Origin of the sequence: Gilliamella sp. BG7 (genome assembly GCF_046635565.1) — a bacterium.
GTDB classification, from domain to species: Bacteria; Pseudomonadota; Gammaproteobacteria; order Enterobacterales; family Orbaceae; genus Gilliamella; species Gilliamella apicola_P.
The window spans coordinates 40231-57258 of record NZ_JBIDFB010000001.1; the positions used below are offsets into that span (position 1 = coordinate 40231).

At 36.1% G+C, this 17028-nt stretch carries 10 protein-coding genes; 5 read left to right on the forward strand and 5 right to left on the reverse strand.

Features of this window, described 5'->3' with window-relative positions; all coding sequences use genetic code 11:
• The 3 genes from ACGH49_RS00190 to citG all read left to right on the forward strand — a co-directional run bounded on the left by ACGH49_RS00190 (position 1) and on the right by citG (position 4647).
• The gene (locus ACGH49_RS00190; protein ID WP_034911455.1) at positions 1–522 is read left to right on the forward strand and encodes a gamma carbonic anhydrase family protein; all 522 of its coding nucleotides are present in this window, start codon (positions 1–3) and stop codon (positions 520–522) included.
• Positions 523–642: 120 nt separating this feature from the next.
• Positions 643–3645, forward strand: coding sequence for a DNA translocase FtsK 4TM domain-containing protein (locus ACGH49_RS00195; protein WP_411587769.1), 3003 nt, complete (start codon positions 643–645; stop codon positions 3643–3645).
• A gap of 99 nt (positions 3646–3744) precedes the next feature.
• Positions 3745–4647, forward strand: coding sequence for a triphosphoribosyl-dephospho-CoA synthase CitG (gene citG / locus ACGH49_RS00200; protein ID WP_411587770.1), 903 nt, complete (start codon positions 3745–3747; stop codon positions 4645–4647).
• 659 nt (positions 4648–5306) lie between these two features.
• Here citG and mukB read toward each other — a convergent pair.
• Genes mukB through mukF form a run of 3 tightly spaced genes read right to left on the reverse strand, consistent with a single transcriptional unit; the run spans position 5307 to position 11822 of the window.
• Positions 5307–9725 carry a chromosome partition protein MukB gene (mukB, locus tag ACGH49_RS00205; RefSeq protein ID WP_411587772.1) on the reverse strand — a complete coding sequence of 1473 codons (4419 nt, stop codon included), beginning with the start codon at positions 9723–9725 and terminating at the stop codon, positions 5307–5309.
• 2 nt (positions 9726–9727) lie between these two features.
• On the reverse strand, positions 9728–10456 hold the full coding sequence (gene mukE, locus ACGH49_RS00210; protein WP_080702356.1) for a chromosome partition protein MukE: 729 nt from the start codon (positions 10454–10456) through the stop codon (positions 9728–9730).
• Between the two features lie 43 nt (positions 10457–10499).
• Positions 10500–11822 (reverse strand): chromosome partition protein MukF, encoded by a 1323-nt coding sequence (mukF, locus tag ACGH49_RS00215; RefSeq protein WP_411587773.1) that lies wholly within the window; start codon positions 11820–11822, stop codon positions 10500–10502.
• Positions 11823–12138: 316 nt separating this feature from the next.
• Here mukF and pntA point away from each other — a divergent pair, with 316 nt between their 5' ends.
• Both pntA and pntB read left to right on the forward strand, forming a co-directional pair.
• Complete coding sequence (gene pntA, locus ACGH49_RS00220) at positions 12139–13671, forward strand: Re/Si-specific NAD(P)(+) transhydrogenase subunit alpha (protein ID WP_411587775.1); 1533 nt, start codon at positions 12139–12141, stop codon at positions 13669–13671.
• Between the two features lie 15 nt (positions 13672–13686).
• Entirely contained in the window at positions 13687–15078 is a 1392-nt protein-coding gene (pntB, locus tag ACGH49_RS00225) for a Re/Si-specific NAD(P)(+) transhydrogenase subunit beta (protein ID WP_411587777.1), read from the forward strand.
• 56 nt (positions 15079–15134) lie between these two features.
• On the opposite strand, the gene ACGH49_RS00230 is transcribed toward pntB, so the two are convergent.
• Both ACGH49_RS00230 and fabR read right to left on the reverse strand, forming a co-directional pair.
• Positions 15135–16163 (reverse strand): alpha/beta hydrolase family protein, encoded by a 1029-nt coding sequence (locus ACGH49_RS00230; RefSeq protein ID WP_411587779.1) that lies wholly within the window; start codon positions 16161–16163, stop codon positions 15135–15137.
• Between the two features lie 197 nt (positions 16164–16360).
• Positions 16361–17005 (reverse strand): HTH-type transcriptional repressor FabR, encoded by a 645-nt coding sequence (gene fabR / locus ACGH49_RS00235; RefSeq protein ID WP_411587780.1) that lies wholly within the window; start codon positions 17003–17005, stop codon positions 16361–16363.
• Positions 17006–17028 lie beyond the last annotated feature (23 nt).

The following is a 17028-nucleotide window of genomic DNA, read 5'->3' on the forward strand; positions in this document are numbered from 1 at the left end:
ATGATCTATCAACTAGGTGATTTACATCCACAAATTCATCAAAATTGTTTTATCGCAAAATCTGCTGATATCATTGGTGATGTCGTTTTACAAGAGGGTGTTTCTATTTGGTTCAACGCTGTTTTACGCGGTGATATTGCTCCCATACATATTGGTAAAAATAGCAATGTGCAAGATAACACTACCATCCATATTGAAACAGATATCCCTTGCATTATTGGCGAGAATGTCACTATTGGGCATAATGTTATCCTACATAGTTGCACCATTGAAGATAATGTATTAATTGGTATGGGTAGTACTATATTAAACAATGCTAAAATTGCAAAAAATTGCCTTGTTGGCGCCAACTCGCTAGTAACACACACCATACCTTATGAAGAAGGTTGTTTAATTATGGGATCACCCGCAAAAATTATCCGCAAATTAACTAAAGCTGAAATTACAGCAAATATCACTAATGCACAACGATATGTACAAAATGGTATAAGATTTAAAACTAGCCTACTTCCTGTTGCATAATAACCCAACAATAAATTGCGTTTTAGACAGTATTGGCTCTGTGAGCAAGCACAATTTATGATAAAATACCAGCTATTTTAATAGCAATAGTTTTTAGGTACTTGTTTGAAAAAGCCCAAAATGACAAAAAAACAGATCATCACTCAATTGATTCTACTAACAATAATAGGTTTATCTGTTTGTTTATTTCTATCACAGTTCAGTTACGATCCATCCGATCCCGGTTGGTCTCGTACGGCTTGGCACTACCCTATTAGTAATTTTGGCGGTTATATTGGTGCATACATCTGTGACGTTCTTTTTCAATTTTTAGGCTTTATTGCTTATAGCCTACCTTTTATCGCTATTTTTATTTGTTTACAGTCAATCGTTTATTTTTATAAACATGCTAATGATCCTATAAACTACTTTAGTCTTTCATTTCGGATTATTGGTGTGTTAGCATTTATATTTAGTGCTACAGGATTTTTTGCTTTAAATATTGCTGATTCTGAACAATTTGAAGCGGGCGGTTATTTAGGTGCGATTGTCATCGAAAGCCTTTTACCAATTATAGATAGTATTACTTTATCCTTAATTCTTCTTGCAACTTGCTTGGCCTGTGTCACATTATTAACTGGATTATCATGGTTGAATCTAATTGAAAAATTAGGTGCTTTTGTCATGATTTTACTACTACCGATTAGATGGTTAATTAAGCCTCGTACAGCCAATAAACTTAAACAACCAGATTCACTAAACGAAAAACCAATAGCACAGACTAATGAGGAAATAAAAGATCCTCAATTTACAATACCTTTTGATACAAAACTAGATAAAAAATCAGATGATGATACCAATATCATTCCAACATCAAATACTATCTCTAGTGTTGAAACAACTCAAAATCAGACTGCAAATACCATCATATCGGCTGACGATAAAACAATCTCAATAAAAACAACCGATGAATTAATCAAATCATCCCACAAAGATACTCAAGTACCGCAGTCAACAACAGCGCCTCTAACAAGTGATAATCCACCAAATAAAGAGCTCGATCCTAACGAGATTTTATCTCGCCTTGAATCAATTATTCAAAACATGAATGGAAACAAAGCTACTCCAGATCAAGAGCAAACCTTGTCTTCATCAATAGAACAAATAAAACAGGTAATACAAACACAAAAATCAGAAGAAAAATTACCATTTGATGAATCAGAAAAATACACAATTTCAGATGCACCAAGTAAAACACTGTTTACATCAGTACACAACGAACCCAAAATTAATTTTACTAATGAACAAACACCATTTGAATCATCCACCAACCTTTCAGCTATAGAAACAACTGAAACCAAACAACCATTTATTCAAGAACCACAGGTTATTACAAGTACAAAAGACACTGCATCTATAGAAGATATAGAAAACATAACAGATACAGAGACTGAAATAAAAGAAGTGAAAGCAGACGTAGAACAACTAGAATATGTTGACACTGAAGCTCTAAAAAAAGCAAATCCAATTATTGACGATATCTATCCTGAAGAAGATCGTGTTGAAGATATTCAACATAATCATTTCAATGAAAATGACGAAGATAGCTTAATTCATCCGTTATTAAGACGTAATGATAAACCGTTACCTAAACCGACTACGCCACTACCGTCACTGAACTTATTAACTACGCCACCAACAGCTCGAATCGAAGTCGATCATGGTGCCTTAAACGCAATGTCGGAACTGATTGAAAAAAGTTTATCGGATTATCGAGTGAAGGCAAAAGTGGTTGATTATTTACCAGGACCGGTGATTACTCGATTTGAAATTGAACTTGCACCGGGTATCAAAGCGGCACGAATTTCAACGCTAGATCGTGACTTAGCACGATCATTATCAATGCCATCGGTTCGTGTAGTTGAAGTTATTCCGGGAAAACCTTATGTAGGTATTGAATTGCCCAATAAAAATCGTCAAACAGTCTATTTTAGAGAAGTCTTAGACAGCCCTCAATTTAAAGATGCTCAATCGCCGTTAACTGTCGTATTAGGGAAAGATATCGCTGGGCAATCAGTGGTTGCTGATCTTGCTAAAATGCCTCATTTACTTGTTGCTGGTACTACTGGCTCGGGTAAATCAGTTGGTGTTAATGCGATGATTTTAAGCATTTTATATAAATCGCAACCTGAAGATGTCAGGTTTATTATGATTGACCCCAAAATGCTAGAGTTATCTATTTATGAAGGAATACCACATTTATTAACACAAGTGGTTACTGATATGAAAGATGCCGCTAATGCATTAAATTGGTGTGTTAACGAAATGGAACGACGCTATCGTCTAATGTCAGCATTAGGTGTGCGTAATATTGCTGGTTATAACGAAAAAATAAAACTAGCAGAACAAATGGGCAGACCAATTCCCGATCCACTTTGGAAACCAACTGATAGTATGGATCTTAATATGCCAACACTCGAAAAATTACCCTATATTGTGGTCATGGTCGATGAGTTTGCTGATTTGATTATGGCTGTCGGTAAAAAAGTCGAAGAACTAATTGCACGGCTTGCTCAAAAAGCGCGAGCAGCAGGTATTCATCTAGTTTTAGCCACACAACGTCCATCGGTGGATGTCATTACGGGCTTAATCAAAGCGAATATACCAACTCGTATCGCTTTTACAGTATCAAGCAAAATTGATTCTCGCACTATTTTAGATCAAATGGGAGCAGAATCATTACTTGGTATGGGGGATATGCTTTATTTAGCCCCTAATAGCTCCATTCCAATTCGTGTTCACGGTGCATTTGTGCGTGATGAAGAAGTGCACGCCGTTGTGCAAGATTGGAAAGCACGTGGAACACCAAAATACGTTGAAAATGTCACAGTTGCGACCGATGATAGCGAAAATGGCAATTCCAACTTGTCAGATGAAGAACTCGATCCATTATTTGACCAAGTTGTTGCTTTTGTCATAGAAACACGAAGAGCTTCTATCTCTAGCGTACAACGAAAATTTAGAATTGGCTACAACCGAGCAGCCCGAATTGTCGAACAAATGGAAGTAGAAGGCATTATTAGCGCCCCAAGCCATAATGGAAATCGGGAAGTACTAGCTGTATCAACACATAACGATTATTAGTTTTATCACACACCAATCCATTTAAAAGAGTGGCTTGGTGTTTACATCATAGCATCATGCAAATTAATTAAATCGAATCCCTATAGGTAACCAATAGTAATGAGTGATTATTCTCAGCAAGTAGCATTATTAGAATTACAACTCAATAATGACCCTAACCGATGTTTACCTGCGCAATTAGCAACTAAAGCATTAATCAAAGAAATTTGCTTATCACCAAAACCCGGATTAGTTGATATGAATAATAGTGGAGCACATCGTGATATGGATTTCCAAACCTTTATTCAAAGTATTAGTGCTATTTGTGTCTGGTTTGAACGTTTTTACCAATATGGTAAAACATCAGCTTTGCATAAAAATCAACTTTTTTTAGCTGGCATTAGACCAATTGGTATTAATTGCGAACAAGCGATGTTTAAAGCCACCAATCAAGTTAATACTCATAAAGGCGGGATATTTGCCTTTGGTTTGCTGCTCGGCGCTATTGGCAAGTTAGAGCAATTAAACTTACCAATCAATATACAAAGCATTTGTAACGAAGTTTCATCCATTTGCCAAGGCATTGTTCAAAGCGAGCTAAAACAAAATAATCTAACAAATTCTGTTGGTGAAAAGCTATTTAAACTGCATAACCTTACAGGAGCAAGAGGAGAAGCAGAATCAGGTTATGCAACAGTTAGAAATATCTCACTGCCTATCCTTCAACAAATGCAAAAGAACGGCTATGATGAAGAAACTTGCTTATTACAAGCGATGTTACATTTACTTGCTTTTAATCAAGACACGAATGTAGTTTCACGAGGTGGACTTGATGGCTTGTCCTTTGTCCAAGAACAAGCTAAAAAACTCATCAAACAAGGTGGCGTAATCAATCCAAAAGTACGAGAAAATTTATATCATCTTGATATTGAATTAATAAAACGTAATTTAAGCCCTGGCGGATCAGCGGATTTAATTGCGATTACTTGGTTTTTGTCTCAATATGAGGAACAAACTTGTTAAAAAACTTATTTCAATAATCTGCACCATCAAGCTTTTCTTCAACAGCAATATTTTGAATAGTTAATTGTTTATAAAGACGCTATACATATTCAATATCAACAAACTGTATGTAGACACAATACTCTGATTTGCTCATAGCTTAATTGGATAAACCAAACACACATTAAAGCTACCTAATAACAAACGAATGGGAAAACCAAAAAAGTGATGCATACTTTAATAGCAACGTGACATAACTAAAAAATATTTAGCGATTAAAAAGATAGAAAATAAAAAGTTAAGAGTTTTATTAATTTTGATAATACTGTTAAACCCCATAAAGCAATTTTGGAAAAAAAGGCCTTATGAGTTTTTAGAGGATTATTTTAACCATGAAGTGTAAACAACTCGGTGTTTTCTTACATATAAAATTTTTTCTTTGATGGAATGGTTAAAATAAGATGACAATATTTAGAAATATACAAAACAATCATCACTAGAAATAAAAGCATTGGGAATGTTGATTGTAGATGTAAAAACGATTTATTGTTCAGATTCAATCGATTGCTGGTATTCAATTCAATAAAACGTTCGATTATTAGCTAAATAGCATATAAATAAATTAAAATAGAACATCTTCACCGATAAAGGTAGACGAAGATGTCTAGTAAACAAAAAAGTTAAACAAAACCTTTCAAACCAACTACATGCACATGTTCTTGGTTATTGATAACTTTACGTACGAGTTTATAGGTTGTTCCTTTTTCAGGACTGATGTTTTCTGGAGCAGCAATGATTAATTGCATTTCTAATCGTTCACAAAGTTCAAATAGTGTTGCAATTGATTTGGCATCTAGTCGAGCTGCTTCATCTAAGAATAGTAGACGACATGGCAAAATATCTTTATTCCGAAGTCGCTTGGATTCTTCTTCCCAACTTTGAATCACCATAAGTAAAATTGACATACCTGTACCAATTGCCTCACCCGTTGATAATGCACCGCTTTCAGCACGTAACCAACCATCTGCACCTCGATTCACCTCAACATCCATTTCAAGATAATTTCGATAATCTAGCAGTTCTTCACCAATATTTTGGGCAGTTCGTTGTCCCATATCAATATGTGGATTTAAACGTTGATAGAGTTTAGCTAACGCTTCCGAGAAGGTAATACGATTATTACTAAATAGATCTTGATGTTCATTTTGCTCATCGGCAAGTGCAGCTAAAAGAGTTGAATGAGCTTCGCGAACATTGACATTTAAACGCACGCCATTAACTTGACCAAATGCCACTGCTTGTAATCCTTGGTTAAGCATACGAATACGATTTTGTTCGCGCTGTATGGTCTTACGAATAATATTCGATACACTCTTCGAGCTAATTGCCAGTTGCTGTTCACGCGAAGTGAGTTCTTCTGTTAAGCGTGACAATTCAATTTCCATCTGTTCAATGGCTTCAATTGGATCGTCAGTTTTAACAATATCTTGGCGAATTCGTTCACGCAAATGTGCGTAAACAGCGATATAGAATTGGATTTTACGTTCTGGGCGTTTTGGATCTTCTGATAGTCTTAATACATCCCGTAAATGTTCATTGTCATTAACAGCTAAACGTAAGGAACCTAATGCTTTATCTGACATTGAGCGTAATTCATCCGCACTTAAATAAGCAAGTTCACGTCGATGTAAACGCCTTTCAACACTATTTTCTTTAACAAGCCTTAAGACTAAGCACCAACCAGCTTTGGCTTGCACTACCTGTTCGCGTAGTTGCTTATAATCTCGCAGTGTTTGAGTTAGCCGTTTTTGCAATTGTGTCATTTCGCTTTCGCACATAATGAGTTGCTTTTCAAGCGATGTACAATGTTGACGATTGTTATTTAATTTTTGATGGATTTCATCACGACGTAATCGAGCACGTTCTTCAGTGATCGCATCGGCTTTTACCCCAATTTGTTCAATTTCTTTTTGTAGCTCATGCAACATATCGCGCTTAGTTTCAAATGCACTTTTAAGCGAAGCTAGTGTTTGGTTATATTGATTGTATTTGTCTTGATACTGTTGCATCTGACTGCGAGCTTCAGTTCTTTGAGTTTCGACGACTTCTAAGCGAGAACGTAATTTTTCATTTAAATCACTATTTTCATTTAACATACCTGCCGAGTCTTCGTAGCTAAAGTGGGCACGACGTTGCATTACTTCAGTTAAGGCAAAAACTTGTTGGCGGATGGTCTGTTGTTGTGCTTTAACCGTATTGTATTGTTCTTGTAAAGCCTCATTTTGTTCAGGAGCACTTTGTAAAACAGCTAAAATTGGTTCAAGTTCTGAAACGGTATTACGATTACGACTAACATATTGCGCAGATTCTTGTGCTTGTGTAACTTGTTCACGTAAATCGTCAACTCTATCGGCCAGATCATCATCAGCCAATAAATGCATTTGCGCAACCAAGCGATTTATGGTTGCTAATTGTTCTTTGCAATTAGTAACCTGTTGCTGATTTTGTTTATCAATACTTTCCTGAGACGATAATTGTCGTTCAATTTCAGTGCGTCTTGTCATTAATTTTTGCGCTTCAGCTTCAGGATCGATATCAAAAGCAACTCCTAAATGTTGACCAATAAATTGCCCAACATTTTGTTCAATTCGTTGTAATTTTTGTAAATCAAATGAGATAGTTGCATAGCGCTCATGTAATTCATCACGTTCGGCAGATAATTTTTCAAGGTGAATCTCACGAGCAGCACGACCAAATAGTGGTACTTTAGGAAAACTTGAGAATCGCCATTGACGATCGCCCGTTTTGACAAGTACCGCTTTATTCATTTCCTCACAATCAAAAACACTATCATCAAATGATGAAGGATCACCTTCGATAAAATAGATATCTTCAGGGTAATCTTCATCACTTGCGGTAAGGTTTTCTAATTGCTGTTTAACTAATGATAAATCTGGTACAACAATAGCTTGTCTTGATGGACCATATAATGCAGAAAAGTAAGGTGCATCATCAATTGTTACATCTTCATAAATTTCAGAAAGTAATACACCATTAAATCGTTCTGCTAACGAAGACAAACGGCCATCATCGACACCACTAGGTTGATTTAGTTGCTCAATTTGAACATCTAATTGGTTGCGTCTAAAACTAATTTGGTCTCGCTCAGTAACAAGTATTCGCTCTTTTTCTAGCAGTTTTTGCATATGTTGAGTGACATCTTGACTGTTATTAAACTGTTCGCTAGTTTGTTCTTGTAAAGCGATTAATGCATCTTGTGCTTTCAACCATAGTGGAGCTTTTTGACGATAATCAGCTATTTTTGATTGAATTTGTTCAAGCTCTTGCCTAAATTCGATACGTTTTTCGCTAGATTCATTAGCTCGTTCGGCTATTTCGTCTAATTGCAATTCAAGTTCTTGTTTTAAATCATCTAGTTCATCGTAATTAACTTGGCGTTCAATACGTTTACAAAATTGTGTTAATAACGATTCTGCTTCTTTTTGTTCAAAAAATCGTTGTTCTAGCTCATCTAGTTGTAGCTGTAAATGTTCGGCTTGTTCTGCTTGGTAACATTGTGATGGCCATTGTCTTAATGCTTCTTTAGCTGCCGCAAAAGCGTCACTTCGGGTAACATCGCCAACTAATTTGATCACTAATTGATAAGCACGGTCAAACTGATTAATTGCCGCATCAGATACACTTAATTTTTGCTCGAGTTCAAGAACTTGTTCCGTGATCTCTTTTTGCTTTTCTTCAAACAATTCATAGTGATTTTCAATATTACTAATACCTAATTTTGGTAACTGGCATAATGACTGAGCATTTTTTAAAGCCTGTAAGGCCTGTTGGTATTGAATTGCACGTGTTTGTTGAACATCAAGAGCCTGTTGGTAATCAGCTAATTGAGTCTTGATTTCGTCAACTTCTTGTTCTGTTTGTTCTACTTGATCACGATAGGTTTGGTACTGTTCATTCGCTTCAAGTACCACTTCGTTTTGTTCTTCTAACTTTAAGTTTAAATCATCTAAATCTGCTTGATAACGGTCAATTTTTTCCTGTTGACGTAATGCTGTTTGCACTAAATTGAGGTGATCATTAGCCGCCTGTAAGTCGGTTTCCAAATCACTTTGCGCATCTTGATGTTCTTTAAGTTCTTTTGCCATTTCAACTTGGCGGTATTGATTGCTTATAAGCAGATCTTGTGTTTTAAACATATCACGGCGCAGGCCAAGTACTGATTCTATATGAACTCGGCGTTCATTATTATGGCGCATATAATCAGCTGCCACATAATTAGTTGACTCAGTAATTAAGTGTTTAAATAAGTCACGATCCGATTGTGTTACTCGAATGGCTTCTAACGTCATCCGATTCTCGCGTAATGCGGCTTCCATATCTTGGAAAGCTTTTCGCACACCACTATTTTCTGGTAATAAATAATCACGTAGGGAACGAGTAATAGCACTTGAGATACCACCATAAAGTGATGCCTCAATCAAACGGTAGTATTTACTTCTATCAGATGGAGAGCGCAAGCGTTTTGGTAAAATACCAAAATCAAACATAACCGAATGATAATCAGTAATTGAGTTAAATTGTTTAAAGATAATGCCTTCCATTGATTCGGCTTTATCTTTTAACTCTGGTAACGATAAGATTCGCGCTTGTTTATCATTTAAACGCTCCGTAACCAACTCTGTTGGGCTTACACTGATAGATAATCCTTGCAATAAAAAAGGCTTGATATCGACTTTTTTGTCCCGCCCTGCTACTTGTTGCAAACGTACACCACAAATAATCCTTTGGTTCCGTGAGTTAATTACGTCCAGCATAGAATAACAGACGCCTGGTTTTAATTTACCATGCAAGCCTTTATCTCGTGAGCCTGATGTGGCTCCAGCTTCGGTTGTATTTCTAAAGTGTAATAAAGTTAAGTCAGGTATTAATGCAGTTACAAATGCCGCCATGGTAGTTGATTTACCAGCACCATTACCACCAGATAATGTCGTAACTAATTGGTCAAGCTCAAAAGTTCGTGCAAAAAAACCATTCCAGTTAATTAGCGTTAATGAGTGAAATTTACCGTGTCCAATCATGATTATTCAGTCTCCTCATTAACATCTTCATCTTGTTCTTCATTATTATCATCTAAAATAAGTGCTGATTCGATTTTAATTGCTTCGCCATCTCGAATTAGGCGTAATTGCGCTTCTTGTGCGTCATCACTACTTCGTACATCTGCACCAAAACGGAAAATTGATTCGTTAATGCGAAAACGGCTACTGTCATTACCAACAATAAAAAAAATCATACCTAGTCGACGCAGGCGATTTAGCGCTGTTTTTACTTTATCAAATAGTTTTTGGCGATCTAAATCTGAACCTGTTGAACGTTGGTTTACTAATCTGAGTAACTTACTTTCATCTGCTAATGAAACCAGTTCATCAAACAATTCTTGTAAGGTAAAAATCCCCTCATGCGCTAATCTCTCGGGACTTAAATACAAATAACAAAGTACTTTGCCAACAAGCATATCAAGCTCCGATAATACTGAACGAGGAATCAATGTTGTTGAGCGAGGACGAAGATAGAAAAATCCTTCAGGCGCACGGATTAGCTCAACATTATAACGTTGATAAAATTGTTCAAGCTCAAGTTGGAAATCCATTAGAAAAGCATGATGATCAAGTTCATCAATACCAATATGACGGCCAGAGCGTAGTAAACTATCCAGTTCTGGAAAGATCGGATTAGCAATTGCTTGGGCCAATTTAACGGGCATATATTTATCGATAGAAGCTTGAGAACTAGCGACTATGCGCCCCATAACTTCATCAAGATGATGTGCGGTTTGTTGTGTTTCGAAATCGTTAGTATCTGTTGATGACATGTGCTTGTACCTTAGCTCCATAATCGTTAATAGGTTTCCATTCGGCAGGAATTCCAAGCCAATCATCTTCAGCAATACCGAGACGAATAGCCTGATCAATAAATAATCTCGCTATATCAAAATGTTGTTCGCGCGGGAACTGAGCCAAATAGTTATGAATGGTAGCGCCCATATCAAGTGGTTTATTTTCTTGCTTAAATACCATTAAATTTTGTTCAATATGAGCAATAATATGTTCTTGAATCTCTTCAATCATTTCAAATTCAAGTTCCGAAGGTAATTCTCCAGTTACCTCAGCATCATGTAGTGCCAATTCTTCATCACGCATATCTAGTAAGCGATCGGCATTAGCAAAAGTGAGTGACCAAGGCAAATCAAAGTATCCTTGAATCGATTTTCGTAAGCGTTGCGAAAACACACGATTTTTATCTAAATCAATAGCAGTACGAATAAATTTATGAACATGGCGATCATAACCGATCCAAAGATCAATCGCTTTTTGCCCCCAACCAATAATTCGATCTAGTTTACCTTGCAGATCCATAACTACATTGTTGATTTTATCTAGTTCTGGATTATCAAGCGTCGCATCTTGTATTAAAAGTAAACTGGCTTGTAATTTATCACCTGCAGCAGCCAAAGTATCTTGTAATTCCCGCAATGTTTGTGATGTTTCAGTCAGTAACCCTTCACAACTGCTAATTGCTGCTTGCCAATCTTGACTTAATAGGGCAGAAATATTTTGTTTAACATCAGCTTGTTGTTCATCCATCACTCGTTGTGTGATATCGATACTATCAAAAATTTCAGCGACTGAATATTTTAATGGCGCAAAGACATTTCGATGCCAATGTAAATCATCACCACCTTCGATGGCTGCATCTGCAGCTCGTTTTAACTCTTGCGCAACAATAGATAATTGAATGGATAAACGCAGCGTTGAGAATTCACGTTGGCGAATATAATAATCAGAAATACCTATCCCTAACGGAGTTAAACGATAAATCGAAAAACCGTCTGTCATTTCACTTGCAAAACGTGTGATTAAGCTTTGGCGTACCAAATCATTGATAGCATTATTAGCTCGCAATGTAATAGTGTCTTCACTCTGCTCGAAAATTTGTGAAACATGCCTAAAAGCATCAATTAATTCAGATTCCGTCATTTCACCGTCAAAACGTTCGCTATTTAATACGGCAATAGCTAATAAAAAAGCTAACCTTTCCACAGGCAAAGCGATCGAAAAATCATTCTTTTTTGCCCAAGTGACCAGTTCTGGCACTGATTGGGAAAAATCAATCATAAAAAATCCTTAATTCAAGGAAAACAAAATCGAATCATACCTTAAAGTTTACACTTCAAGGTAGACACAAAAATAACGTCAATTATATAACAATATAGAGTAAATTTGTAATGGAATTCGATGAAAGCATTAAAACGGTTTTATTTAAATTATAGCTATTTCGGTATAGCCTTATAATAATATTAATTAATAAATATTACTCAAATAATTTAAAAATCTTATTTCTTGAATAAAAAATAGATTCCCTACTCGCACATAACCCTATTTATGCTAAAATCAACTTACATACAATAAACTAACATAAGGACGTAACGAAATGCATATCGGTATACCTAAAGAACGGTTAGCCAATGAAGCTAGAGTTGCAGCGACTCCTTTAACTGTTGGACAACTGTTAAAACTGGGCTTTACAGTTTCCGTAGAACAAGGCGCTGGACATGCAGCTCATTATGAAGACCAAGCTTTTATTGATGCTGGGGCTACAATTCAAAATGCACAAGACATTTGGCAAAATGATTTAATTTTGAAGTTTCATGCGCCAAGCGATGATGAAATTTCTTTAATGAAAGAGGGTTCAACCCTTATTAGCTATATTTATCCAGCTCAACATACAGAATTATTAGAAAAATTAGCCGCCAAAAATATTACTGTAATGGCTATGGATTGTGTACCACGTATTTCACGTGCGCAATCTCTAGATGCATTAAGCTCAATGTCTAATATTGCTGGTTATCGTTCAGTTATTGAAGCAGCAAATCAATTTGGTCGATTCTTTACAGGTCAAGTTACTGCTGCTGGTAAAGTGCCTCCAGCTAAAATATTAGTTATTGGAGCAGGTGTTGCTGGCCTTGCAGCCATTGGCGCAGCGGTGAGTTTGGGAGCAATTGTTCGTGCTTTTGACACCCGCCCTGAAGTTGCCGAACAAATTAACAGCATGGGAGCTGACTTTTTAGAGTTAGATTTTGAAGAAGAAGCAGGCTCTGGCGACGGCTATGCTAAACAGATGTCAGCGGCCTTTATTGAAGCTGAAATGGCACTGTTTGCAGAGCAAGCTAAAGATGTTGATATCATCATAACAACAGCACTAATTCCAGGTAAACCAGCTCCGAAACTCATTTCGAAAGAAATGGTTGAGTCAATGAAACCTGGTAGTGTTATTGTTGATTTGGCTGCGTTAACTGGTGGTAACTGTGAATTAACTAAACCAGGTGAAATTTTCGAAACAGATAACAATGTTAAAATTGTTGGTTATACTGATTTAGCTAATCGTATGCCAGCACAAGCATCACAGCTTTATGGTACAAACATTGTTAACCTATTAAAACTACTTGCTAAAGAAAAAGACGGTAATATTGATATCAATTTTGAAGATGTTGTAATTCGTGGTGTAACTGTGGTTAAAGATAAAGAAGTCACTTGGCCAGCACCGCCGATTCAAGTATCTGCTCAACCTCAGAAAAAAGCAGCTGAGCCAATTGTTAAACCAGAACCAAAGCCAATGGATCCTCGCAAAAAATATGGTATTTTAGCTTTAGTTCTCATTGCTTTCTTCTGGCTTGCAAACTCCGTTCCTGAAAGCTTTTTAGGGCATTTTACTGTATTTGCATTATCTTGCGTTGTTGGTTACTACGTTGTATGGAATGTTACACATTCTTTGCATACACCACTAATGTCGGTAACTAATGCAATTTCTGGAATTATATTGGTCGGAGCAATTCTGCAAGTCAGTGATGATAATGGCTTAACTACGGCAATTGCTTTTGTTGCTATTTTGATTGCTAGTATCAATATTTTTGGTGGATTCTTTGTTACTCAAAGAATGCTGAAAATGTTCCAACGTGGCAAGTAAAGGAGAGCATACATTATGAGTAATGGAATCATTCAAGCAGCCTATGTTATTGCTGCATTACTTTTTATCTTTAGCTTACGAGGTCTTTCCAACCAAGAATCTGCCAAATCTGGTAATATTTACGGTATGATTGGTATGGCTATCGCTCTTATTGCTGCAGTTGCAAGTATTAAAGGCGGATTACACTGGATAGTTATTGCAATGATTATTGGTGCTGCAATTGGTTTATATTTGGCTAAAAAAGTTGAAATGACTCAAATGCCAGAACTTGTTGCACTACTTCATAGCTTTGTTGGAATGGCTGCTGTTCTAGTTGGTTTAAACAGTTATTTAGATCCACACATTCAAAATTTTCAAGGTGGAGAGTTAACTGTACATTTAGTAGAGATTTTTGTTGGTGTCTTTATCGGCGCAGTAACCTTCTCCGGCTCTGTTGTCGCATTTGGTAAATTAAATGGACGCATTAGCTCAAAACCATTATCAATTCCAAATAAACATTATTGGAATCTAGCAGCAATTGTTGTTTCTATCATTTTAATGTTTACTTTTGTTGAAGTAAAAAGTGGTGCTGGTGCAACAATTAGTTTGTTGATCATGGCAATTATTGCATTCGTGTTTGGTTTCCATCTTGTTGCTTCAATTGGTGGTGCTGACATGCCTGTTGTTATTTCAATGCTAAATTCTTATTCAGGTTGGGCAGCAGCAGCAGCAGGCTTTATGTTAGGCAACGATCTACTAATTGTAACTGGTGCGTTAGTTGGTTCATCAGGCGCAATTCTTTCATATATTATGTGTAAAGCGATGAACCGCTCATTTATTAGTGTTATTGCTGGCGGTTTCGGTAGCGATGGTAGCGCAGCTAGTTCATCAGATGAAGAACAAGGTGAATACCGTGAAATGCAACCAGCCGAAGTTGCACAAATATTAAAAGAAGCTCGCTCAGTTATTATTGTTCCTGGATATGGTATGGCAGTTGCTCAAGCTCAAGGTGCAGTAAGTAATATTACTGAAAGACTACGTGGTATGGGTATAGAAGTTCGTTTTGGTATTCACCCAGTAGCAGGACGTTTACCTGGGCATATGAATGTATTATTAGCCGAAGCAAAAGTCCCTTATGATATTGTATTAGAAATGGATGAAATCAACGATGACTTCCCTGATACTGATGTGGTTTGGGTAATTGGAGCTAACGATACAGTCAACCCAGCGGCAGAAGAAGATCCAAATAGCCCAATAGCAGGCATGCCTGTTCTTGAAGTTTGGAAAGCAAAAACGGTTGTTATTTCTAAACGCTCAATGAATACTGGTTATGCAGGTGTACAAAACCCACTATTCTTTAAAGAAAATAGCTATATGCTATTTGGTGATGCTAAAGACAGTGTTGAAAAAGTATTACAAAACCTTTAAGTATCACTAAAAGTATTACTGCGGCTTTTGCCGCAGTATATTTCTAAAATAGGCACTTAATTTAAATTCACCTTAGCTAAAAAATCGATTATTTGATCCGTTATTTCACGGTGTATCTCTGTCCTTGTGCGATTCCCACCATCTTTACAAATGATTGCTTCTCCTTTAGCCTCTTGCTCTAAAATATCTATAGCATCTGATTTACAAATTTGCATGAAACTAAAATGCATTGCATCAGGGATAACAATATAAGTTGATAATGATTTTGAAAGAAACTGTTGTAAATAACCAGATTCTAGCTCTACATTCATATCACCAACATCAATACCAGCGCCAATGATTAAAGAAGGAAAAGCAATATTTTTCAAACTATCTGCAGTAAATCCTCTAACTAATCCAGCATCTAAAGAAATAAATGACTTTATTCTCTGATCTGACATGTTTTTATTTAATTGTGGGTTATCCAGTCCAAGTTCATTTACTAACTGGCAAGCTTTTAAATGTGAATGTATAGTGCAATCTTGTTTAAAAAGATCTGTATCAAACCTTGCTCCAGCAAGTGCAGCTACTGTCCAACCGCCAAGGGAATGTCCAATAGATGAAATTTTATTCATATCAATATAGTTTGCCAAAAACTCATCTATTTGTAACGCATCAATAGTTTTACTTAGATCTTGAGGACGTAACCACAATTTAGTAGATTGAGTAATATCTTTATTAAAATAAGTAGTTCCCGGATGATTTGGTGCAGCAACAATATATCCCCTATCTGCCAGTTCATAAGCAAGCCAACTTAAACTTTGCCAACTTCCTCCATAACCATGCGAAATAACAATCAAAGGATGTTTACGATAATTTGAAATAGATGCTGCATTAGGAATGACTTTAGAACCGTAAAAAACGGCATTATCGCCAATAGCTACTGCTCTTTGTTGAGCATCTGTCGGATACCATATTGCAATATTTAAAGGTCTACTGTCTTCTTTGCTATAATAGATTTCCTTAAATCCCACATTTGAATAAGCATAGTTGAAAAAGGGAAAGGACAAAATAAGCGAATAAAGCAAAAAGTATAGTTTAGTCATGAAATTAATTTCTATTTAACAATGTTTCTCTTTTTTTAATGCTACAGTATGAATAACAAAAACACAATAAATAGTAATAGTAAAAATCAGTAATTAGTAGATATTCTTATTGAAAATAATTAATTGCTAAACAGCATAAAATTTTAATATTACGACCAAATTAGAATTTTGAGATTGGATTTGGGGTAGTATAACGATTAATGACTATCTTTTTTGATTTGTTCTTTATGATATAAATAATAAGCTCCACGAGACACCATTCTTAGTTGAAAAATAAGATCTTCAATTAATTTTTGTCTTTGTACTGTGTCAAAATCAATTGCTTCAGCTCCCGCATTAAAAGCAATAGTGACCATTGCTTCTGCTTGAGCTTCATTGTAATGGTGAGGCATCTGGTTGGCATTATCAAGATAATCAACAAGCTCTACAATAAAGTGTTGGATTTCTCGAGCAATAGCAGAACGAAAGGCAGAAGAAGTTCCTGCTTTTTCACGCAATAACAATAAAAAAACTTTAGGGTTTTTATCAATAAACTCAATGAAAGTTGTTACAGAGGTACGTAAAACACTTCCTCCTTTTTCAATACGTTTTCGCGCTTGGCGTAACAATTGACGAAGAGTTAAGCCACTTTCGTCCACCATGGCCAAACCAAGCTCATCCATATCACGAAAATGTCGATAAAAAGAAGTAGCCGCTATTCCAGCTTCACGAGCTACTTCTCGCAAACTTAAACTTGTAAAACCTTGCTCAGCATTAAGTTGATTAAACGCTGCTTTGATTAAATTTCGACGGGTTCTTTCTTTTTGTTGTGCCCGAATACCACCAGTCTTAATATTTTTCATTTGAAAGCTCAGTTCTAATATTT